Here is a 20,035-nt window from a genome sequence, read left to right as displayed (position 1 = left end):
GGCGCCCGCTGAGACAGGATGGGCTACCATAATCCTGTGACGCACAAGGGAAATTGGCAGAGTGGTTGTAATGTACCGGTCTTGAAAACCGGCGAACGTTAATAGCGTTCCCAGGGTTCTTATCTAAGGCTATCTCCAGTTGCACCTTGCTGTACCGCTTCATCGCGTCATCGGAATAAACGGGAAATTGGCAGAGTGGTTGAATGCACCGGTCTTGAAAACCGGCGAACGTTAATAGCGTTCCCAGGGTTCGAATCCCTGGTTTCCCGCCGCGAACTCAACAAAATCAAGGGCTTAGATGAAAATCTAGGCCCTTTTTTTGTGTTTTTTTTGGCCGGGAGATGGGGTATGGCGTGCCACTCCCTGGATAAAATGAGTGGTCTCTATGAGTGCAACAATTCCAGTTGCACCTTACCAATTCTTTCAGTTGACGGTTTGGGGGGGCGTGACTACCTTTCACTTCTCTCTGTGCTTCCCTTAGGCGCACTACCTGAAGGAGCTCGCGCCAGAGCAGTTGGTGATCAACGGCTACGATCTTTGGCCAGTAGAGCGATACAACGTCGCACCCTCGACTCGGGTGGAAATTATTCGGCCAGTGGACGACCAATTGAGCGTTGATAAGGTGAAATGGGGATGGTCACCATTTTGGGCGAAAGGAAAGCGTCCTGACCCGATAAACGCCAGGGTTGAAACAGTCATGACTGGGAAGTTTTTCAATCAGCTCTGGCCAAACGGTCGCGTGCTTGCACCGGCAAACGGGTGGTTTGAGTGGGTCAAAGATCCGGCTGATCCAAAGAAAAAGCAGCCTTACTTCATAACCCTGAAAGAGCAGGCTCCGATGTTCTTCGCTGGTTTAGCTGAAGTTCACCAGGGCCTGGATACAGACCCTCGCGACGGCTTCGTCATCATCACCGCCGCCAGCGATCAAGGGATGGTAGATATCCATGATCGGAAACCGCTGGTTTTGGCTCCTGAGCACGCCCGCGAATGGATCGCCTCAGATATTTCACCTGAACGTGCGCGGGAAATCGCGATGGATCACTGCCGGCCTGCTACCGATTTTCATTGGTACAAGGTAAGCAAGGCTGTGGGTAGTGTTCGTAATCAGGGCCCAGAATTGGTCGAGCCGCTCGCAGGGGCGTCAGACGGCGATGAATGAGTACGTACCGTAATGTTGATGGAGGGCAGCTGCAGCGTTTCTCAGCCGTTCCATGAGTAGCGCATATCCGATTTTATTAAGAACGGACATCGCTTAGATCAACCGCCAGTTTTGACACCCGGCATACCTGAGACCGCCCAGGTGACGGCTGATACTGGTACGGTATATGCCCTGCCGTTAGCAAAAAGCCCGCAGAATTTACCCGAGCACTGGATGATCCGGAACTGGATGACTTCTTCAGATCCGGGTAGTTTTAGAGTCACGACGGGGGAATCACTAAAACCCTGCTTAACGTCTTCCCTAGCGGTTTCTCGTCCTGCATCGCTAAAGGGCATAATTACCATCGCGAGTGACATTGAGATCAAGCACAGGATGATGAAAACACCATAACTACCAACGAACAGAACCAGTCCTGCCCTTCGCCAGGATTTAAAAAAAGACCGTTTCTTAGCTTTTATAGGCTTCTGATTTCTTTGATTAACAGAGCCCGTACGGTCTGTCATGAAATCAACGAGACCAAAAATAAGGCTTAGGCCAACCATGCCTAGAATCGCCAACAGCCAATTTCGTCCCAAGCTGTCGAGTCCGGTGGTAAACCAACTTACAATGACCCTGAACTATGCCACAGCGGTCTCACCGATATACTCCGTTGCCTGTAGAGGAAACATGGACGGCTCAAGGTTCAAGTAGGAGAGGTAGCCCTCGTGGTAAGCCTTTCCGTTCAAGTAAAAAATGGGGACTGAAATCGCCAACGCTAGGGCTCCCAGCTTCCCCCAACCCATGAACGTAGCCGCTTTTTGTTCCGAATCCTTTTTCAGACTGTCTTCTGACATTTTCGACTCATTATCTAAAAGTCCTAGAGAGCACGGTGCAGCCCTCCCGATATGCCTACGTCTCAACCAAGCGCCGCGGAGTCATTCTTGAAAGTCTCTGATGTTGTCAGCATCGGATGCACTGCAAAAGTGCAACGCTGCATGATTGATTGTGGCTTTGAGCCTAAAAACAAAATTATGCTGGTTTGCCAGACTTACTCAGAAGTGACGGGCTGTTCGTCGACAACGCCACCGAGTTGATGCAGATAGAGAGCAGGGCCAAGGGGGGCCTGTCGACCCGGGACGGGCACTGTAGCAAGGCTAAAATTTATCCCCATCAAGGGCAAGATGACCATTCGACCAGGTGTAAAACTATGACAAGACAGCTCGTCTACCCTCGAATACGGAATCGAATTGTCGAGCTACTTGAGTGGCTGATTGAATGCGAGAACGAGCCACCTCGGTTCGGTATGAATGAGCTAATCAATTCTTGGGAGGACTGGGTGCCAACGTTGTCTTCCAAGGAGTATTTCAGCACTCAAGGTTTCACCCCAGCCGAGAGCGATTTTTTGCTAAAGGTAAGTGCCGCTATCGAGGATTTTTGCGAAGCGACCCCTGATCCAATAGAGCACGACGATGCGGCAATTGCGCTTCCTCAATGGTGCCTTGTCATCGCTGCTGCTAAGCCGGCGCTATTTGCCATGAAATCGAGTAACAAAATTTCGGAGGGGGGGATGACGGGCTCGAGCGTTGAGTTACTGGCTATGTAAGCAAGCTATTACGTAGGATTGTGCTAGGGAGTGAAATCAGACAGGTCGGTTTAGCATTAAAGGCCGTAGACGCTGCCATTCACTCCTACAGTCCTCAGCAATGATGTCTGGATAACCACGCTCTTCTTCCATAGCCAGCGCCGCGCTGAATGGTAAAGCGACGCAGGTGGATCTGTCTCGGATTTCACAAACCTCAGCCTCAGTAAGCGGCGTGCCCTTTTTATCCTCGGCGGCTTGCAGCACTGCCGCCAGAGCCGGCACAAAGACTAGACATAACGGATCTGTAGTCATCAGTTTCTTCCCTGAGCCGATTAGAAATTGCATGGTAGGCCAGTTTCGGACATCAACATTACCTCGAAGTGCGAACGTCAAAGTTAGCGTAGCGCGCTGCTATGTGGTGGCAGGAAGACTTATTGTCGCTTGGCGGCAGACCTTCAATGATGATCCTGGAACGCTTAGGATTACTCACTCAATTCAGTACCAACATGGAGCAGGCCACGGTTTATGGATATCGAATTTCGCGGTAATGGCATGCGCGATAACCCGTCTGTAGGTACTTGCGATGAGTACGGTGTGAGCGGGATGGCGATTTGGCAGAGCTTGCATCGGCTAAATTGATCGAAGTTGCACTCACCGCTCCGATGTAGTAAGGCGAGTGCAAAATATCTCGCTGGGTGATGGCCAAAGCGCTCCTATGCAATACGAATACGAATACCGTTTAAAAGAATTTGCTAACTTATTACTTGGTAAGGGCTAATTGCAAAATTCCATATGCTCCCAACGAGCATGCCCTGAATCCTAATTCGGTTGACTCTTCGGGATAAAGCTGCAGCTTTTTACATCTAGAAACATAATGCGTCAAATAAAAGGCCTGCCTTTCCGGGCTACATCGTATTGCTCGACGAACGGTGCTTAAGCGCGCCTGACGAGTGACGACATAGCTAATAATTCAAAAGAGGCTCTTATTATGATGCTGCGTAAACTCAACCTTGCTCCACGCTCGGCTCTGTGCTTCGGTTTCTTTTGCCTGATGATAATTGCGCTGGGGATCATCGCTCTTAAGCAGGCGTCGAGCTTGAAGGACTCTGAAAGCTTCGTTGAAACGAATGTTGTACCCAGCATATCCCTACTTGGGGTAATTGACAGGGAGTTTGTAAGCATCAGAGGTGGCAACGCAAGATTGCGCAATCCTGTAGAGCCCGCAAGCCTAAAAACTCAAGCTCTAGAGGAATTAAATAAGGCTAGAGTTAATATTGAGAATTCGCTGTCGAATTTGCAACCTCTAATCGTAACCCCGATAGGCAAGCAGAAAGTTGATGAGCTTTCAAAAAGCCTTGCCAACTATCAGGTGGTTCAAGATCAATACTTGTCTCTAATTTCTTCGGGGAATTTAGATGAGGCAGTCAAGCTTTCCAGCGAGTCGATGAAACAATCTGCTGACGCTGTTGAGAGCGATATCAAAGAACTGATAGACGTTAACAATAACAAAGCTAAACGGGCAGGGGAGGAGGCGAACCAAACCTATGAACAAGCTAAATTGATCGTTGGTGGTTTTATATTGATCAGTACCTTGGCCGCGATTGCACTAGCTTTGATGTACACTCGAAGTATTACCAGCCCGATCAGCCAATCACTGGCTATTGCCGAGCGCATTGCTAAAAACGATCTCACCGGAGTTATTGAAGCTCAAGGACACGATGAGGTGGCGAGGCTTATGCGGGCTTTAAGCGTAATGCAGCATGGGCTGCGAAATACCCTTTCTTTGATATCTGATTCCTCTAACCAATTGGCGTCGACTTCTGAAGAAATGCATGCTGTCACCGAAGACGCAAATAAAGGCATGCTGCGTCAAAATAACGAAGTTGAAATGGCAGCAACTGCCGTCACTGAGATGAGTGCAGCGGTAGAAGAGGTAGCTAGAAATGCCTCGCAAGCCTCTGAAGCAGCCAATCGATCCAACTCCGCAGCGTTGGCTGGTCGTGCGCGCGTCGATGAAACCGTGCAGGCCATCAGCCTGATGGTCGCAAATGTTGAAGACGCATCCCAAGAGGTACAAGGGCTCGCCGTAATGGCCACCGACATCAGCAAGGTTTTGGATGTGATACGTGCTATCGCCGAACAGACCAATCTTCTTGCGTTGAATGCGGCTATCGAAGCCGCTCGTGCCGGTGAGGCGGGTCGAGGCTTCGCAGTAGTCGCTGATGAAGTCCGAGCGTTAGCTCATCGTACTCAGCAATCAACCAGTGAAATTGAGCAGATGATCAGCTCAATTCAAAAAGGCACTGGATCTGCTGTGTCTGCAATGACTCACACAAACACCCAAGCCCAGAAAACTCTGGACACTGCTCAAGGCGCTGGTTCCGCGTTGGTGGAGATTACCGAATCTATCGACAATATTACTGAACGCAACGTTCTGATTGCGACCGCATCAGAGGAGCAGGCTCAGGTTGCAAGGGAGGTAGATCGCAGCTTAGTGAGTATCCGTGATCTTTCAAATCAAGCGGCAGAGGGCTCAAGTCAGACCGCTATTGCAACGTCCGAACTCACAAAACTAGCGGTCGAATTGAACAGGCTGGTCAAGCAATTTCAAATGTAGCGTTAGCCCTCTTTACTGAGGGTTGCGTGCATAAGCTATCAATTTTTCTCAGGCAGTTCGCAACTTTCAAGTGGGATTTAGGTGCTCCGGGCCTGCGGAGCACCCGTAGCACCGGTAGCTCGACTCTTTTGATATCCGCCGTGGGATTGCCATCCTGGTGTAGAACGTATCTAGGATTGATGAGCAGGCTGAGTTGGAGGATCGCTGGAATCACTCACGCTGAGCTTTATTGTGTGTCGCAATCGACGTCTGCTTGACGGTATAATTATCGCTCAGTCTTACCATTGAGCTACAGGAACATCAGCATGACTGTACTCCAAACCATCTACTTGCAGCCTACGCCGCCTTAGCGCTACGCCCCCTCGCAACACCTCGCACCCGCCTGGTTCGCTAGCGGTGCGTACTGCTGTATGCCCGGTTCTTACACCCAAAGCACACAGTCAAATAATCCTCAAAATTTGAATTCGTATCGACGCGCTCGCCCTTCGCCTGGTGTGCGTGTGATGCATTGCCTTGGATATTCTGATGCTGCAATCACTCAAAAAAACGTGGTTCTCCAACGTTCGTGGAGACGTGCTAGCAGGTCTCGTCGTCGCTCTGGCCTTGATTCCGGAGGCCATTGCATTTTCAATTATCGCTGGAGTCGACCCCAAGGTCGGCCTCTACGCCTCCTTCTGTATCTGCGCCGTTATCGCCTTCGTCGGCGGTCGACCTGGCATGATCTCAGCGGCAACTGGTGCCATGGCACTGCTCATGGTCACCTTGGTAAAAGATCATGGGCTTCAGTATCTTCTAGCAGCCACCTTACTCTGTGGGGTACTCCAAATCCTCGCTGGCTACCTGAAGCTGGGCTCACTGATGCGCTTTGTTTCACGCTCGGTAGTCACCGGTTTCGTAAACGCATTGGCGATCCTGATTTTCATGGCGCAGTTGCCTGAACTGACCAACGTGACCTGGCACGTCTACGCCATGACAGCAGTGGGCCTCGGAATCATCTATCTATTCCCATACCTACCGAAGATTGGCAAGCTGATTCCGTCACCGTTGGTGTGCATCCTCACCCTTACTGCCATCGCCATTTATCTCGGCTTGGATATCCGCACTGTAGGCGACATGGGCCAATTGCCGGATACGTTGCCGATTTTCCTTTGGCCCGAAGTGCCGCTGAACTTTGAAACCCTGCGCATCATTTTCCCGTACTCGGCTGCTTTGGCCGTAGTGGGTCTACTCGAGTCAATGATGACCGCTACCATCGTCGACGATCTGACCGATACCACCAGCAACAAAAACCGCGAGTGCAAAGGCCAGGGCGTAGCCAACATCGCTGCCGGCATGCTCGGCGGCATGGCAGGTTGCGCCATGATCGGCCAATCGATAATCAACGTGAAATCTGGTGGCCGCACCCGTCTCTCGACATTGTGTGCCGGCGTTTTTCTGCTGCTGATGGTGGTATTTCTTGGCGAATGGCTCTCCAAAATCCCTATGGCTGCACTCGTGGCTGTGATGATCATGGTGTCCATCGGCACCTTCAGTTGGGATTCCTTGCGCAATCTGAAAGTGCATCCACTGTCGACCAACCTTGTTATGGTGGCGACCGTCGTGGTCGTCGTGGCCACTCACAACCTGGCCTACGGCGTACTGGTAGGTGTGCTGCTGGCTTCGCTGTTCTTTGCTAATAAGGTCGGGCACTACCTAGATATCAAGAGCACTCTGGAAGTGACGAAATCGCATCGGACTTACCACGTCGTGGGCCAGGTGTTCTTTAGCTCTGCGGACAAGTTCACTGAGATTTTTGACTTCAAGGAAGCGCTCAACAAGGTCACCATTGATCTCATACAGGCGCACTTCTGGGATATCACCGCTGTCGCAGCGCTTGATAAGGTCGTGATCAAGTTCCGGCGTGAAGGCGCTGAGGTTGAAGTGCGAGGTCTCAATGAAGCCAGCGCAACAATCGTTGACCGCTTCGGCGTTCATGACAAACCCTGTGCCATCGACAAGCTCATGAGCCACTAAAGAGATCAACAATGATCCATGTCCTTTATCAGCACTTCTGTGCAGGAGATGCAAAATGAGCATTTATTAGATGCACTTTACGCCTAGGACTTCATTGGGCGGAGGAGCCTTGATAGGTCTGGCGGTTGGCTTGTTCGTTCTCGCAAATGGTCGCATCGCAGGCATCAGTGGGTTGATTGGTAGCATGATGAAATTTAGCAGTGAGGGCTGGAGCGAGAAGGCGCTGTTTCTTTTTGGTCTGCTGCTTGCGCCTTTATTGTGGGGAGTATTTACCGTGCTGCCGGAGATCGAGATTAGGGCAGGGTGGCCGACCCTGATAATTGCGGGGCTGCTCGTCGGCGTGGGAACCCGTTACGGTTCCGGCTGTACTAGCGGTCATGGCGTTTGCGGGATCTCTCGACTGTCAGCCCGCTCCATCACTGCAACGATGTGCTTTATGTTCGCCGGTTTTGCAACGGTGTACGTCATTCGTCATGTGGTGGGCGCATGAAAATGATAAAGCTGTGCGCATTTTTTGCAGGACTGATCTTCGGCCTTGGGCTTCTTCTGGCAAGCATGGCGAACCCCGCCAAGGTATTGGCTTTTCTTGATGTGGCCGGGGCCTGGGATCCTTCACTCGCACTGGTGATGGTAGGGCCATCGCAGTGGCGGTTATCCCCCTGAATTGGGCGCGTAAGAACAAGCAGTCCTTGCTAGGTGCCCCCATGCAGTTACCAATGAAAAGGGAGTTGGGTGCCCGCTTGATTGGCGGCAGCCTGGTGTTCGGTATAGGTTGGGGAATTGCGGGGATCTGCCCTGGGCCTGCCGTCGCTATTCTGCTTACGGGGCACGGGCAGATCATCATATTCGTATTGGCCATGTTGGCCGGTATGTACTTGTTCTCTCTATTAGAACGTCGGTGCACGGCCTGATTAGGCGATAGCCATGAAAGCGAATGACGGAAGCACGGTCAGACGTCTACACACGCTGACCAGATCGATTTCACCTATTGAGAGCCAAGGGGTATTTGATGTCAGACCTGAACGATCCACGAGTCTTCTTTGCTGCTGAGCGAACCTTGCTGGCCTGGAACCGAACCAGCCTTTCGCTGATGGCGTTTGGCTTTGTAATTGAACGATTCGGACTGCTGCTGCAAATGCTTAAGCCAGGTGTTTTGAGCGCTCCAGGAAAACATTTTTCTTTCTGGATCGGACTCGCTTTTCTGATGCTGGGCTCAACGGTTGCCTGTTGGTCATCCTGGCAGTACAAAAAGGTGGTAAAGACCCTCAAGCCTGTTGAGATCCCCCTTGGCTACAGCGTCAATGCTGGCCCAGGCATCAATGTCATCACGGCAATCCTGGGCGTTTTGCTCGTTGCGTATTTGTCCATCATGTAAGCAAGACAGAGCTTCGTTCGGCTCCCGACATCGCCCTCCGTATAAGAGGGTAAACGGCAGCCCCAGGGCTTTACACCGATGCAGACGAGCATTTTCAACGAGCAAGCGAGTGAAGGTTCTCGATTCACACGTATTTCAAAATATTTCTGAAAATGCCGGAACTGTCATCGGATAGAAATATTTAAAGAATTAAATCGTCACTTCTCCGATAGGTGGATACCTCCACTTAACTCCTTTCATTGAGGTGTTGTCGTGATGTTGCTGACTAAAAAAAGCCTGTCTGTCTTACTGGCTTCCCTCTGCATGAGTGGCCTTGCTCATGCGACCGATGTTACCGGTGCGGGCTCCAGCTTTGTCTATCCGGTTTTGTCCAAGTGGTCGCAGGACTACAGCAAAAGCTCCAGCAACCGTATCAATTACCAGTCGATTGGATCGGGTGGCGGTATCGCTCAGATCAAAGCGGCAACAGTAGATTTTGGTGCGTCTGACGCACCGTTGTCTGCCGATGATCTCAAGGCCGGTGGCCTAGGCCAATTTCCCAGTGTGATTGGCGGCATCGTGCCGGTGATGAACATTGAGGGTGTAGCGCCGGGCCAATTGAAGCTCGATGGTGAGACCTTGGCGAAAATCTTCTTGGGTGAGATTACAGTCTGGAACGATCCGGCCATCGTCGCCCTGAACCAGGGCATGAAACTGCCAGACAGTAAAATCACCGTCGTCCACCGTTCTGACGGCTCTGGCACCTCATACAATTTCACCAACTACCTCTCCAAAGTGAGTGATGGTTGGAAATCGAAAATCGGTTTCGGCACGACTGTGCCTTGGCCGGTTGGTGTGGGTGGTAAAGGTAACGAAGGGGTCTCGGCTTACGTAAAGCAGATCAAAAACTCAATCGGTTATGTTGAGTACGCCTATGCCCTGCAAAACAAGATGACGCACGCACAGCTGAAGAACGCCGCCGGGAAATTCATTCAGCCCAACGCCAAAGCGTTCCAAGCGGCTGCGGACACTGCGGACTGGGCTAACGCCAAAGACTTCAACCTGATCATGACCAATGCGCCTGGCGATAGCGCTTGGCCGATCACGGCGACCACCTGGATCATCATGTACAAACAGCCGAAGAATGCCGAGCAAAGCCAAGCTGCCTTCAACTTCTTCAAATGGTCGTTGGAGAAAGGCCAGCAACAGGCTTCGGCGCTGGACTATGTAGCCCTGCCTGACTCTCTGGTGAAGCGTATCGAAGGTTACTGGAAGTCTGACTTCGCCCATTGATTCAGCAACACTTAAACCCCTTCCTCGAGCAAGTTTTGCCTGATGAAGGGGTTTGTTTGTGAGTAGACGTATGATGAACGACACAGTCCAACCTTTGACCATGACCCTCTACGTTGGCGACGTTACGAGTGATAAGCGTGCGGCTCGCGATCAGCGTCATGATCTCTGGTTTAAGCGTTCAATGCTTGGCGCCGCAATGCTGGTGCTGTTGCTACTGGTGAGTATTGCCGCCTCGACACTTTGGGGCGGTAGTCTTGCATTCAAGACTTTCGGTCTCGACTTTCTGACAAGCACTGAGTGGGATGCCGTCAACAACCACTTCGGTGCTTTGGTACCGATTTACGGCACCTTGGTGACCTCTTTACTGGCGCTGCTGATTGCGGTTCCTGTCAGCTTTGGCATCGCGATTTTTCTCACTGAAGTAGCTCCGCCCTGGTTGCGGATGCCTGTTGCCTCGGCGGTTGAATTGCTCGCGGGAATTCCATCGATTATCTATGGCATGTGGGGGCTATTCGTTTTCGGCCCGTTCATGGCAGAGCATCTATCACCTTGGATCAATGACTATCTGGGTGAGCTTCCTTTGGTGGGTTCGCTGTTTCAGGGCCCACCTTTAGGGATTGGCATGCTGACAGCGGGTATTGTGCTGGCAATCATGATCATGCCCTTCATCACCTCTGTCATGCACGAGGTGTTCCGTAGTGTTCCGACAACCCTCAAGGAGTCTGCTTACGCGCTAGGTAGCACTACTTGGGAAGTGGTCTGGGACATTGTTCTGCCCTACACGCGCTCAGCGGTGGTGGGAGGAATTTTTCTCGGGCTCGGACGCGCATTGGGCGAGACCATGGCGGTGACTTTCGTGCTGGGTAATGCTCAACAATTCTCCGCCTCATTGTTGATGCCAAGCAGTTCCATTGCGTCAGTCATCGCTAACGAGTTCAGCGAAGCCTATACCGACCTGCATCGCTCGGCGCTGATTGCACTGGGCTTCCTGTTATTTGTCGTCACCTTTATCGTACTGGCGCTAGCACGACTCCTGCTCATGCGGCTTTCACGCAAGGAGGGTCTATGACCGGAAACGAACGTCTCTACCAGATTCGGGCTTTCAAGAATCGCTTTGCATTGGCGCTCAGTTGTGGGGCAACTGCGTTCGGTCTCATCTGGCTGGTCTGGATTCTGCTGACCACAGTGATCAACGGATTTCAGGCGCTCAATATTCGCCTCTTTACGCAAATGACGCCGCCGCCCGGTACGGAAGGTGGGCTGGCGAATGCGTTTTATGGCAGCGCCCTGATGTCCGGTATCGCCCTGCTTATCGGGACGCCCATTGGCTTGATGGCGGGAATCTGGTTAGCGGAATTCGCACGACACTCGCGTCTAGGTACCACGGTACGTTTTATTAACGACATTCTCCTGTCGGCACCGTCCATTGTGTTGGGGCTGTTCATCTATACCGGCGTTATCTTGCCGTTGAACATACTGACTAATCACCAAGTCGGCTTCTCCGCTATCGCCGGCGCTCTGGCACTGGCGCTATTGGTGATTCCAGTGGTGGTGAGAACTACTGACGAGATGCTTCAACTACAACCGTCAACCATGCGGGAAGCCGCGCTGGCATTAGGCGTCCCGCAATGGAAATTGACTCTACAAATCGTACTACGAGCTGCAAAAGCGGGCGTGGTGACCGGGGTGCTACTCGCACTAGCCAGAATCACTGGTGAAACAGCGCCTCTACTGTTTACAGCGTTCGGCAACCAGTTCTGGAGCAGCAATCTTCTGAAACCGATTGCCAGCGTGCCCGTAGTGGTTTTCCAGTACGCCATGAGCCCATTCGATGACTGGCACTCTCTAGCCTGGGCTGGTGCATTGGTGCTGACCTTGTTTGTACTGGTACTCAGTTTACTGTCCCGCTTGATCCTTTTACGCAATAGGTTGACCTGATGAATAGCCGTGACCTTGCCGACGAAAGAACCAAAATTCGCGTTCGTGGCCTGGAGTTTTTTTACAATAACCAGCGGTCTCTGAACTCCATCGATATGGATATTCCAGAGAAGCGGATCACTGCGATCATTGGGCCGTCAGGTTGCGGGAAGTCGACGTTACTGCGGGTGTTCAACCGTATATACGCTATGTACCCGAAGCAGGAAGCGCGGGGCGAGGTGCTGCTCAACGGAGAGAATATTCTCGCGCCTGGTTACTCGATGAACCGTCTGCGTAGCCATATCGGCATGGTCTTCCAGAAACCCGTACCGTTTCCGATGTCCATTTACGACAACGTCGCTTACGCCGTGCGTCACCATGAACGGCTCTCCCGTCGTGAGATGGATGAACGCGTAGAGCAAGCCTTAAATGGAGCAGCGCTTTGGGACGAGGTAAAGGACAAGCTCAAACAGAGCGCACAGAGCCTGTCGGGTGGTCAGCAACAGCGCCTGTGTATAGCGCGCACCATCGCTTTACGCCCACAAGTATTGCTTTTGGATGAGCCGACCTCCGCGCTTGACCCAATCTCCACTGGGCGAATAGAGCAGTTGATTACTGAGTTAAAAGAGCAATATACCGTCATCATCGTGACCCACAACATGCAGCAAGCGGCTCGTGTTTCGGACTACACCGCCTTTATGTTTATGGGCGAATTGATTGAGCATGATGTGACCGACACCATCTTCACCAAACCAAAAATGAAGCAGACGGAAGACTACATTACAGGTCGCTTTGGATAACCAATCCCTTTCCTTCAGTACATAAGCTCTCAGCCCCTAGAGCGGCAAGGAGTTCGTCAGCTTGGTGAGAACATTAGTGGCCATCGCCATAAGCGCATCGCTTGGAGGGTGGCTACGCAATATTTTGGGGGAAAAGCTCAATAATTTGTTTCCGAGCATGCCTGCGGGAACGCTCGCAGCGAATTTGGCCGGGGGTTACTTGATTGGCCTGACCATCGGCTTTTGGGTGGATTCGCCGCTGCTCTTTCCTCGCTGGCACCTTGCGATCATCACAAGCTTTTGCATAGGACTCGCGGTCTTCTCACTAGCCTCGGCAGGATCGGCCATGTTAAGCCACAAAGAACGGTTTATTCCTGCAATTGGGGCCATCTCGCTTCATGTCATAGCGTTGCTTGCCATGACTGCGTTAGGAGCGCTCACGTTCTACTGGGTAGACGACATCTAGTTAGTATTGACCATAGACTGATATGAAATTTGGTTTGTGATTTCAGCCCAGGGTAAAGCCTTGCGCAGAATGACAGAAACAGAAAGCCCGGCGCGAAGCCAGGCTTTTTGTATTTCGGATGGGGGCTGATCCATCAGCAAACTCGAGTGTAGTTCAGTCAGATCTATGGTGCAGCTAACACGTTCTCTTAGGTCGGTATCAGATATGAATGGCATGGAAGCGACAACCCATTGAGCATTCTCCCTTTGTGATGGCTGACATTTCGAGCCGACGCTAAAGCGTCATTGAGGCAAATGTCATTGGGCATCGAGGCTGCTGACTCAAGTGGATGGTTTCGCCCCTGCCACGTCAGATCAGTGGGAATCATTTGAGGTTGTCAGTGAGGTGAATCACGGCTGGATATCATCAATCCAGATTCAGGCCTTTACTTCTCCCGTGTCGTCCTTCACATCAAACAATCCTGCAAAAAAAAGATGGAGTGTGTCCCAGGTACGCACCCACCAACCACCTGCTTCTCCCGCTTCTAACGCTATGAGTGATCGGGTAGTAAGTTTATTTACACCGTCATACAGCTCAAAACTCCCGACTACATCGCCGACAGCAATAGGAGCTTGTAGAGCGTTATTAATGTGTAGGCGCGTTTCTACCTTGCGACCACTATTCTTGGGTAGCGTGAGTGTCACATCATCGCGCAAGCCAACAGCGATTACGTCCTTGTCGCCTTTCCACAGTCGCGGTTGAGCTAAAATTCTTCCGCCTTTCTGATAGGTATTTGTCTCAAAATTGCGAAAGCCATAGCTCAGGATCTTTTGAGCATCTTCCGCACGACTGTTCATCGTTGTCGAGCCAAATACTGCACTGATTAGGCGCCTCCCATCACGAACAGCAGAAGTCACCATGCAGTATCCGGCTTCCTCAGTATGGCCAGTCTTGAGGCCGTCAACACTCGGATCGCGCCAAAGGAGAAGATTCCGATTGGGTTGGCGAATGTTGTTCCAGGTGAAATATTTGTGCGCGTACAACGAGTAGTAAGCTGACTCATCGGTGATGATCGCCCGTGCAAGCCGAGCCATATCATGAGCTGAAGAATAGTGTTCAGGTGCCGGCAAGCCTGTAGGATTCACAAAGTGGGTGTCAGTCAGCCCAAGTTTATTAGCGGTGACATTCATCAACCCAGCAAACGCATCTTCGCTACCCGCGATATGCTCAGATAGCGCCACACTGGCGTCATTGCCAGAGTCGATCACCACACCGCGCAGTAGGTCTCGCACAGGCACAACGGCGCCTGGATCAAGAAACATTCTAGAACCGCCCGTTCTCCAGGCATTCTCACTGACAGTGACCGGGTCGTCGACCTTGAGGCGCCCAGCCTGTATCTCATTGGTCGCGACATAAACAGTCATCAATTTGGTCAGGCTGGCTGGGGGCAAGCGCATATCAGCGTTTTGGCTATCTATAACCGTACCGGTCGCTGCATCCATAAGCACCCAGGATTTTGCGCTCAGTTGCGGTGCTGCGGGGATCATCGCTCGCGGATTAGGTGACGCAGGACTTGGGGTTGATACTGGAGCCGCCCAAGCTGGTGTCAAAAAAGAACACACAAGAATGAGTGTAAGCCGCAATTTAGGGTGTTTCACAAGTGCCCGCCTCGGATAGCAGAAAGACGCGCCAAACTAAGTTAGGACTTGTGATCGCTCAAATTAACCCAGGTTAAAATAAATTTAACTTGGCGCGGCAAGGGTTGCTTTCACCTCTGGCAAAGGACAGATAATCGAGACCGTGGCTCCGCAACCACGCGGTGATTCCTGGATGCTCAATACGAACCCATGCAACCGAACGATTGCCGATACCAGAGAAAGCCCCAACCCGTGCCCAGGTTGCTGGCGAGTAGAGTCGACGCGATAAAGCCTGCGAATCACGCTTTCACGCTCTTCCTCAGGGATCCCAGGGCCATTATCAGAGACCTCGATATTGAGCGAGTTACCCGCCAGATAACCCCTAAAGTGAATGACACCACCCTCGGGAGTAAATTTGATGGCGTTATCCAAAAGATTAACCAACGCTTCGAACAGAAGAGAAACATCACCCGATAAAGCCGGAAGATTCGCTGAAATCTCAAGGAGCAGTGTTAGCCCCTTTTCCTGTGCCAACGGTTCGAAAAATTCGTGCGCCTGAGTTATTAGGGCCGCAGGTTGAAAAGATTCAAATCCTGATCTTCTCCTCGTATCTTCAAGTTCAGATATTCGCAGCAGCCCTTGGAAGCGCAACATGATGGATTCGCTTTCTTCCAGTGCCATGTTCAAGGTCTCTGCATGAGAGCTATCCAGGGGTAACTGCTGCAGCTGGTCAAGATGGGCACGCAGGCGAGTCAGGGGAGTACGCAGATCGTGCGCAATACCGTCACACGCCCCCTTAACCTCATGCATAAGCTGCTCTATATGCTCGAGCATGACGTTGACAGCATTGGCCAACATGTCGAGTTCATCGCGGCGTGGAGACAGCGGAAGGCGTTCGCCGAGATTGCCCGATACGATACTTTCAGTGCAGCTTTGGAGTCGCTGTACCCTACGTAAGGGCCTTCGCCTCAGGAGCCACCAACCGATCAACCCAGGGATAAGGGTAAGAGAAAACCCCCAAAATAATGCTTGCTCGATAATACCGCCGACTGCGGAGATAGAGCCCCCATCGCGCGATAGGATCAAAATTCGACCATCGTCACGATGCTGCATCAGTGCATGGCTGCTTCGGGTTTGCTCTCGTGGCAATGCAATGCTCAATCCCCTCTCGAGATAATGTACCTGGCCGTCACCTGGCAGACTTGCTCGCAAACGAAGCAGGTCGCCGGCGATATGGGTGCCGTCAGCTTCAAATAAGCCGTAGGCGTCGATTCCTGACGTCGAATACACCTCACTAGCGGCCAACTCGTCTTTTAGGCTGGCATCATCTATTTTTTGGTAATAGTGGGCTCGCTGCATCAATGTCCGCTCGGCAACAGCTCCGAGGTAGGTTGATATTTTCCAATAAAGCACACCTGTAAAAACGGCTCCCCAAGCGATAAAAAACAAGGCGTAGAGCCCAAGAAGGCGGCTATTGGAGGAACGCCAACGCTCATTCCTGGGAGGCAAGAACATAACCAGAACCGCGTATGGTTTGAATAACGGGTGAATTTCCACCCTCGATTTTTTTACGCAGGCGACCGATATGGACGTCAATAATGTTCGTGCCTGGGTCGAAGTGATATCCCCAAACTGCCTGGAAAAGCATGGTTCTAGTAACCAGCTGACCCGCGTTGCGCATGAAATAAGTGAGCAGTTTGAACTCGGTTGGGAGAAGTGGGATCTGCACGCCCTCGCGGCTGAGTGACTGTTCAATAAGATCAATATGGAGGTTGCCGACGCATAGTAGGCGCTCACTCACACCGGCAAGCGGGCGCCTCAGCAGCACTTCCACCCGGGCTATCATTTCGACCGTAGAGAACGGTTTGGTCAGGTAGTCGTCACCCCCTGAACGAAGCCCTTTGACCCGCTCATCGACATCTGACAATGCGCTGATCATCAAGACTGGCGTCTGAATACCGAGGCTTCGCAGCGTACTAATTATCGTCAAACCATCGAAATCAGGCAGCATCCGGTCAAGTGTTATCACATCATGGCCACCAGAAATGGCCGCTGATAATCCATCACGACCGTTCGCCGTCCATAGAACTTCGAATCCATGGGAGGTCAGCGTGTTAACAATAGCCTTGGCTGTAACCTCATCGTCTTCTATCACCAGCGCGCGATTCATTTTTACTCCACACAACGATTGCAAACCTAAAGCTCAAGCGAGCTCCAAGCGCCGTAGGCTTTAAAGATCAGTGCAGCCTAGGTAGGGTGCATCGGACGGTAAACTAAATATTTCTTAACCATCCTTAATTTCGTCTTTGCTTGAAAGGTGCCTATTTTTTCGCGCCCCCACTGCTAAATCTCATCTCTACGCTCGATTCAGGATATCCCGTCATGACGAAGACCTTATTGAGGCTCGCATTGGCTTGCTTGTTTCTATTTGCAGATGGCATTGAGGCACAGGATGCCACTCCCACCAAAACGCTTACCCTCTTTACGACAGGAGGCTTCATCGCGGCGATTCAATCCATAGCCCCCCTTTATGAAAAAACGACAGGAATCAGCCTGGTAACTAAAGAATCCCCGCCCACAGGCAATACGCCAACGGCAATCGAAAATCTGTTGGAGAGTGGTCAAAAAGCGGATGTTGTAATCATGGAGGACTGGGAGCTACGAAAGCTTATAGATCAAGGCCATTTGCAAAAAGCGAGTCGAATTGACCTTGCCAAGTCGTTCATTGCCATGGCCGTCCGCAAAGGCGCTAAAAAGCCCGATATAAGCACCATGAAGAACTTCAAAAAGACGTTGCTCAACGCAAAGTCTCTGGCTCTATCGGATACGCCCAGCGGAACATACCTGTCACGTATTCTCTTCCCTCAAATGCACATCTCAGAAAGGTTGAGGGTTAAGACCAGAACGATTTCTGCGAAGCCTGTCGCAGAAGCAGTAGCCCGTGGCGAAGCGGAGATAGGCTTCCAACAATTGAGTGAGCTGATGCACATGGAAGGCATCGATGTGATTGGGCTTATCCCCGATCAGGTTCAGAAAATGACAATGTACTCAGCGGCCATCACCACGGGCAGCGTGCAGCAAGAGGAGGCTGCCACGCTATTAAAGTTCCTCCGCTCAGAAGCCGCTAGGAGTGCCATGAAGCTAGGCGGATTAACACCTGTTCGATGAGCCCTGCTAGGAGCTGTGTGCTCGCTATTGGGCCACTGCCAGGATTGTAGTTGCTTTATGGTCGGTTATTTGAGGGGGCGATTTCGTTTGCTGACTCAAGCTTAAGCCATCAAGTTCTTGAGGGCTCAACGAGGCACCTCTGCCAGACAGAATCAAGGCGAGAACTAGAATGGTAAAGCCTACTAACATTGGGAATGAGCCTAACCAGAATTGGATGCGTCGGCGGCGCTGGTATGCGTCCATCTTTACTAGCCCCTGTCGGCGTTGGCGAGTATTTCTCGCTTACTTATACTTCTGTTGCTCAATGTAATTTCTACCGCCGATGATTGCTAGCCCTCGAAAAATGGAGTGGTGCCAATATCAAATTTTGGTGTGCCCGCAAAATCGTAAGGCTGAACACTGGATATGCGGTCATTTAAGCCGGAAAACGGATTTCCTCCAACAGTCCTTGGTTGTTGGCTGGACAAACACGATTACCAACGCGGCGTCACCGCCGAGCGAATGTTAGTACTTCCAAAAAACCGGCGTAATGAGCACCAGTACAGTGAGTATCTCCAATCGCCCCAGCAGCATGCCAATGGTGAGTAGCCATTTTGCTGCATCAGGCAACGATGAGAAATTGCCCGCAGGCCCAATGACTTCGCCGAGCCCTGGCCCCACGTTGCAGACAGCAGTAGCCGCGCCGCTTAACGCAGTAACCCAATCTAGTCCGATTAAGGCGAGCCCTAAGGCGATCATTGCGATGGTAATGGTGAAGAAAAATGAGAAGGTCAAAAGCGAGCGTAAGATCTCTTCGTCAACTGGATGGCCGTTGTACTTTTTCCGAATCACTGCGCGAGGGTGGATCAACTGCTTCAGGCTACTCACTAATAGAGCACCTGCAACCTGGAAGCGGAAAATTTTAAGGCCTCCAGCTGTCGAGCCTGAACACCCGCCAACAAAGGTCAGATAGAAAAAAAGCAAGACCGCGAAGCTGCCCCACAAGGTGTAATCGCCTACAGCAACTCCTGTGGTTGTGACGACCGACGTCACATTGACGGCCACGATACGAAACGCATCCCACCATCCGTAGTCGCTGTGAAAACACAGCCACGTACCCACCGTCAGCCAGGTGACGACCAAGAACCCCACGAATCCGCGCACTTGGTGATCCTTGATCAGCGCACGGCGATTACCGCGCAACGTCGCGACGTACAAGGTAAAGGGCAAGCTCCCCAGAATCATTATGACTACTGCTACCCAGTGAATCGCCGGCTGCGTCCAGTGGCCAAGTGACGCGTCTGACGTTGAGAATCCCCCAGTAGAGATCAACGACATTGCGTGGTTGACCGCCTCAAAAGGCGTCATTCCTGCTACCCAGAGTGCAAGAGCCCCGACTCCAGTAAGTCCCAGATAGAGAAAGAGGATGTACTTAGCGGCCACATGGGAGCGAGGTGTAACTTTCTCCGACCAGTCTGAGGACTCAGTCTGGAAGAGACGCATGCCACCTACCCGCAGCAATGGAAGTATTGCCACAGCCATGCCGATGAAGCCGATACCACCCAGCCAGTGCAGCATCGAACGCCATATCAACAATCCTGGAGACGCGGTATCCAAACCACTTAAAACGGTTGAGCCAGTAGTTGTGATACCAGACATAGTTTCAAAGAAAGCGTCGGTGTAGCTGATGCCACTGATGAACACCATCGGCAACGCTGCGAAGGTGCATACCACCACCCAACTGCCAGTCGTCAGCAGGTACATATCCCTAGGGCGAAGGTGGACAGCTTCTGGCCGCCCCCGCACGATCAACAGTAGGCCGCAGATAAACGTAATAAAGCTCGACCAGAGGAAGGCAGACAGATCGTCGCTACGCTCATAGGCCACAAGCGTAATCATGGGTATAACCATGCTCACAGCGAGAGTAACTAGAAAAATGCCTAAGATGAAGCCGATAAGCCGCATTGTTGCGAGGGACATAAAATAGCCTGCCAAATTAGCGCCGGGCAGTATCGGACGACCAACCGTTTAGTCCCGTAAATTTTCCGTAAATTTTTTTAGTCCATCAGGAAGCCAAGGCACGGCCATACCAGAATTACAGAAACAAAAAAAC

General features: G+C 51.6%; 18 protein-coding genes, 1 tRNA gene and 1 pseudogene. 14 read left to right on the top strand and 6 right to left on the bottom strand.

Annotated elements, in window-relative coordinates; genetic code table 11:
- Window positions 1–181 precede the first annotated feature (181 nt).
- Window positions 182–269, top strand: a tRNA-Ser gene (locus HDC32_RS04900).
- Window positions 270–517: 248 nt separating this feature from the next.
- Complete coding sequence (locus HDC32_RS04895) at window positions 518–1,159, top strand: SOS response-associated peptidase family protein (RefSeq protein WP_256663564.1); 642 nt, start codon at window positions 518–520, stop codon at window positions 1,157–1,159.
- A 98-nt stretch (window positions 1,160–1,257) separates the two neighbouring features.
- On the opposite strand, the gene HDC32_RS04890 is transcribed toward HDC32_RS04895, so the two are convergent.
- Complete coding sequence (locus HDC32_RS04890; RefSeq protein WP_167655644.1) at window positions 1,258–1,716, bottom strand: hypothetical protein; 459 nt, start codon at window positions 1,714–1,716, stop codon at window positions 1,258–1,260.
- Window positions 1,717–2,345: 629 nt separating this feature from the next.
- Between HDC32_RS04890 and HDC32_RS04885 the strand changes: the two genes are divergently transcribed.
- Window positions 2,346–2,741, top strand: a complete 396-nt coding sequence (locus HDC32_RS04885) for a hypothetical protein (RefSeq protein WP_184742746.1) — start codon at window positions 2,346–2,348, stop codon at window positions 2,739–2,741.
- Window positions 2,742–2,777: 36 nt separating this feature from the next.
- On the opposite strand, the gene HDC32_RS32000 is transcribed toward HDC32_RS04885, so the two are convergent.
- Window positions 2,778–3,032: a hypothetical protein gene (locus HDC32_RS32000; RefSeq protein WP_237683119.1), complete on the bottom strand. Its 255-nt coding sequence runs from the start codon at window positions 3,030–3,032 to the stop codon at window positions 2,778–2,780.
- 676 nt (window positions 3,033–3,708) lie between these two features.
- Here HDC32_RS32000 and HDC32_RS04880 point away from each other — a divergent pair.
- From HDC32_RS04880 to HDC32_RS04835, 10 genes and pseudogenes are all read left to right on the top strand, one after another.
- Window positions 3,709–5,337: a methyl-accepting chemotaxis protein gene (locus HDC32_RS04880; protein ID WP_167655640.1), complete on the top strand. Its 1,629-nt coding sequence runs from the start codon at window positions 3,709–3,711 to the stop codon at window positions 5,335–5,337.
- Window positions 5,338–5,862: 525 nt separating this feature from the next.
- On the top strand, window positions 5,863–7,350 hold the full coding sequence (locus HDC32_RS04875; RefSeq protein WP_167655638.1) for a SulP family inorganic anion transporter: 1,488 nt from the start codon (window positions 5,863–5,865) through the stop codon (window positions 7,348–7,350).
- A gap of 70 nt (window positions 7,351–7,420) precedes the next feature.
- Window positions 7,421–7,840, top strand: a complete 420-nt coding sequence (locus HDC32_RS04870) for a YeeE/YedE family protein (RefSeq protein WP_259243919.1) — start codon at window positions 7,421–7,423, stop codon at window positions 7,838–7,840.
- A gap of 2 nt (window positions 7,841–7,842) precedes the next feature.
- Window positions 7,843–8,261: pseudogene (locus HDC32_RS04865) on the top strand (DUF6691 family protein).
- Window positions 8,262–8,359: 98 nt separating this feature from the next.
- Window positions 8,360–8,725, top strand: a complete 366-nt coding sequence (locus tag HDC32_RS04860; RefSeq protein ID WP_167655636.1) for a YidH family protein — start codon at window positions 8,360–8,362, stop codon at window positions 8,723–8,725.
- A 255-nt stretch (window positions 8,726–8,980) separates the two neighbouring features.
- Window positions 8,981–9,997, top strand: a complete 1,017-nt coding sequence (gene pstS / locus HDC32_RS04855) for a phosphate ABC transporter substrate-binding protein PstS (RefSeq protein WP_082118724.1) — start codon at window positions 8,981–8,983, stop codon at window positions 9,995–9,997.
- Between the two features lie 73 nt (window positions 9,998–10,070).
- Window positions 10,071–11,066, top strand: coding sequence for a phosphate ABC transporter permease subunit PstC (gene pstC, locus HDC32_RS04850; RefSeq protein WP_184742744.1), 996 nt, complete (start codon window positions 10,071–10,073; stop codon window positions 11,064–11,066).
- Window positions 11,063–11,935, top strand: a complete 873-nt coding sequence (gene pstA, locus HDC32_RS04845) for a phosphate ABC transporter permease PstA (RefSeq protein WP_167655634.1) — start codon at window positions 11,063–11,065, stop codon at window positions 11,933–11,935. Before pstC ends, pstA begins: the two co-directional genes overlap by 4 nt.
- Complete coding sequence (gene pstB / locus HDC32_RS04840) at window positions 11,935–12,714, top strand: phosphate ABC transporter ATP-binding protein PstB (RefSeq protein WP_167655632.1); 780 nt, start codon at window positions 11,935–11,937, stop codon at window positions 12,712–12,714. Before pstA ends, pstB begins: the two co-directional genes overlap by 1 nt.
- Window positions 12,715–12,790: 76 nt before the next feature.
- Window positions 12,791–13,159, top strand: coding sequence for a CrcB family protein (locus HDC32_RS04835; protein WP_409438467.1), 369 nt, complete (start codon window positions 12,791–12,793; stop codon window positions 13,157–13,159).
- A gap of 416 nt (window positions 13,160–13,575) precedes the next feature.
- Here HDC32_RS04835 and HDC32_RS04830 read toward each other — a convergent pair whose 3' ends face one another.
- The 3 genes from HDC32_RS04830 to HDC32_RS04820 all read right to left on the bottom strand — a co-directional run bounded on the left by HDC32_RS04830 (window position 13,576) and on the right by HDC32_RS04820 (window position 16,945).
- Window positions 13,576–14,640: a D-alanyl-D-alanine carboxypeptidase family protein gene (locus HDC32_RS04830; RefSeq protein WP_405046439.1), complete on the bottom strand. Its 1,065-nt coding sequence runs from the start codon at window positions 14,638–14,640 to the stop codon at window positions 13,576–13,578.
- A 240-nt stretch (window positions 14,641–14,880) separates the two neighbouring features.
- On the bottom strand, window positions 14,881–16,290 hold the full coding sequence (locus HDC32_RS04825) for a HAMP domain-containing sensor histidine kinase (RefSeq protein ID WP_131698027.1): 1,410 nt from the start codon (window positions 16,288–16,290) through the stop codon (window positions 14,881–14,883).
- A complete protein-coding gene (locus HDC32_RS04820; RefSeq protein ID WP_184742740.1) occupies window positions 16,268–16,945 on the bottom strand; it encodes a response regulator transcription factor in 678 nt (225 codons plus the stop codon). The genes HDC32_RS04825 and HDC32_RS04820 overlap by 23 nt, the downstream gene beginning before the upstream one ends.
- A 212-nt stretch (window positions 16,946–17,157) precedes the next feature.
- Here HDC32_RS04820 and HDC32_RS04815 point away from each other — a divergent pair, with 212 nt between their 5' ends.
- On the top strand, window positions 17,158–17,943 hold the full coding sequence (locus HDC32_RS04815) for a substrate-binding domain-containing protein (protein WP_145338425.1): 786 nt from the start codon (window positions 17,158–17,160) through the stop codon (window positions 17,941–17,943).
- 504 nt (window positions 17,944–18,447) lie between these two features.
- Here the strand turns inward: HDC32_RS04815 and HDC32_RS04810 are convergent.
- Entirely contained in the window at window positions 18,448–19,902 is a 1,455-nt protein-coding gene (locus HDC32_RS04810) for a TrkH family potassium uptake protein (RefSeq protein ID WP_184742738.1), read from the bottom strand.
- Window positions 19,903–20,035 lie beyond the last annotated feature (133 nt).

The organism is Pseudomonas sp. JAI120 (genome assembly GCF_014207255.1).
Taxonomy (GTDB): Bacteria; Pseudomonadota; Gammaproteobacteria; order Pseudomonadales; family Pseudomonadaceae; genus Aquipseudomonas.
The sequence above is the reverse complement of the archived record's forward strand: the minus strand, read 5'-3'. Positions and strand labels throughout refer to the sequence as shown.

Coding starts and splice junctions, on each gene's coding strand:
- HDC32_RS04820 (WP_184742740.1), bottom strand. CDS start 16,945: ATGAATCGCGCGCTGGTGATAGAAGACGATGAGGTTACAGCCAAGGCT.
- HDC32_RS04825 (WP_131698027.1), bottom strand. CDS start 16,290: ATGTTCTTGCCTCCCAGGAATGAGCGTTGGCGTTCCTCCAATAGCCGC.
- HDC32_RS04860 (WP_167655636.1), top strand. CDS start 8,360: ATGTCAGACCTGAACGATCCACGAGTCTTCTTTGCTGCTGAGCGAACC.
- HDC32_RS04870 (WP_259243919.1), top strand. CDS start 7,421: ATGCACTTTACGCCTAGGACTTCATTGGGCGGAGGAGCCTTGATAGGT.
- pstS (WP_082118724.1), top strand. CDS start 8,981: ATGTTGCTGACTAAAAAAAGCCTGTCTGTCTTACTGGCTTCCCTCTGC.
- HDC32_RS04830 (WP_405046439.1), bottom strand. CDS start 14,640: ATGGATGCAGCGACCGGTACGGTTATAGATAGCCAAAACGCTGATATG.
- pstA (WP_167655634.1), top strand. CDS start 11,063: ATGACCGGAAACGAACGTCTCTACCAGATTCGGGCTTTCAAGAATCGC.
- HDC32_RS04875 (WP_167655638.1), top strand. CDS start 5,863: ATGCTGCAATCACTCAAAAAAACGTGGTTCTCCAACGTTCGTGGAGAC.
- HDC32_RS04810 (WP_184742738.1), bottom strand. CDS start 19,902: ATGTCCCTCGCAACAATGCGGCTTATCGGCTTCATCTTAGGCATTTTT.
- pstC (WP_184742744.1), top strand. CDS start 10,071: ATGAACGACACAGTCCAACCTTTGACCATGACCCTCTACGTTGGCGAC.
- pstB (WP_167655632.1), top strand. CDS start 11,935: ATGAATAGCCGTGACCTTGCCGACGAAAGAACCAAAATTCGCGTTCGT.
- HDC32_RS04880 (WP_167655640.1), top strand. CDS start 3,709: ATGATGCTGCGTAAACTCAACCTTGCTCCACGCTCGGCTCTGTGCTTC.
- HDC32_RS04885 (WP_184742746.1), top strand. CDS start 2,346: ATGACAAGACAGCTCGTCTACCCTCGAATACGGAATCGAATTGTCGAG.
- HDC32_RS04815 (WP_145338425.1), top strand. CDS start 17,158: ATGACGAAGACCTTATTGAGGCTCGCATTGGCTTGCTTGTTTCTATTT.
- HDC32_RS32000 (WP_237683119.1), bottom strand. CDS start 3,032: ATGACTACAGATCCGTTATGTCTAGTCTTTGTGCCGGCTCTGGCGGCA.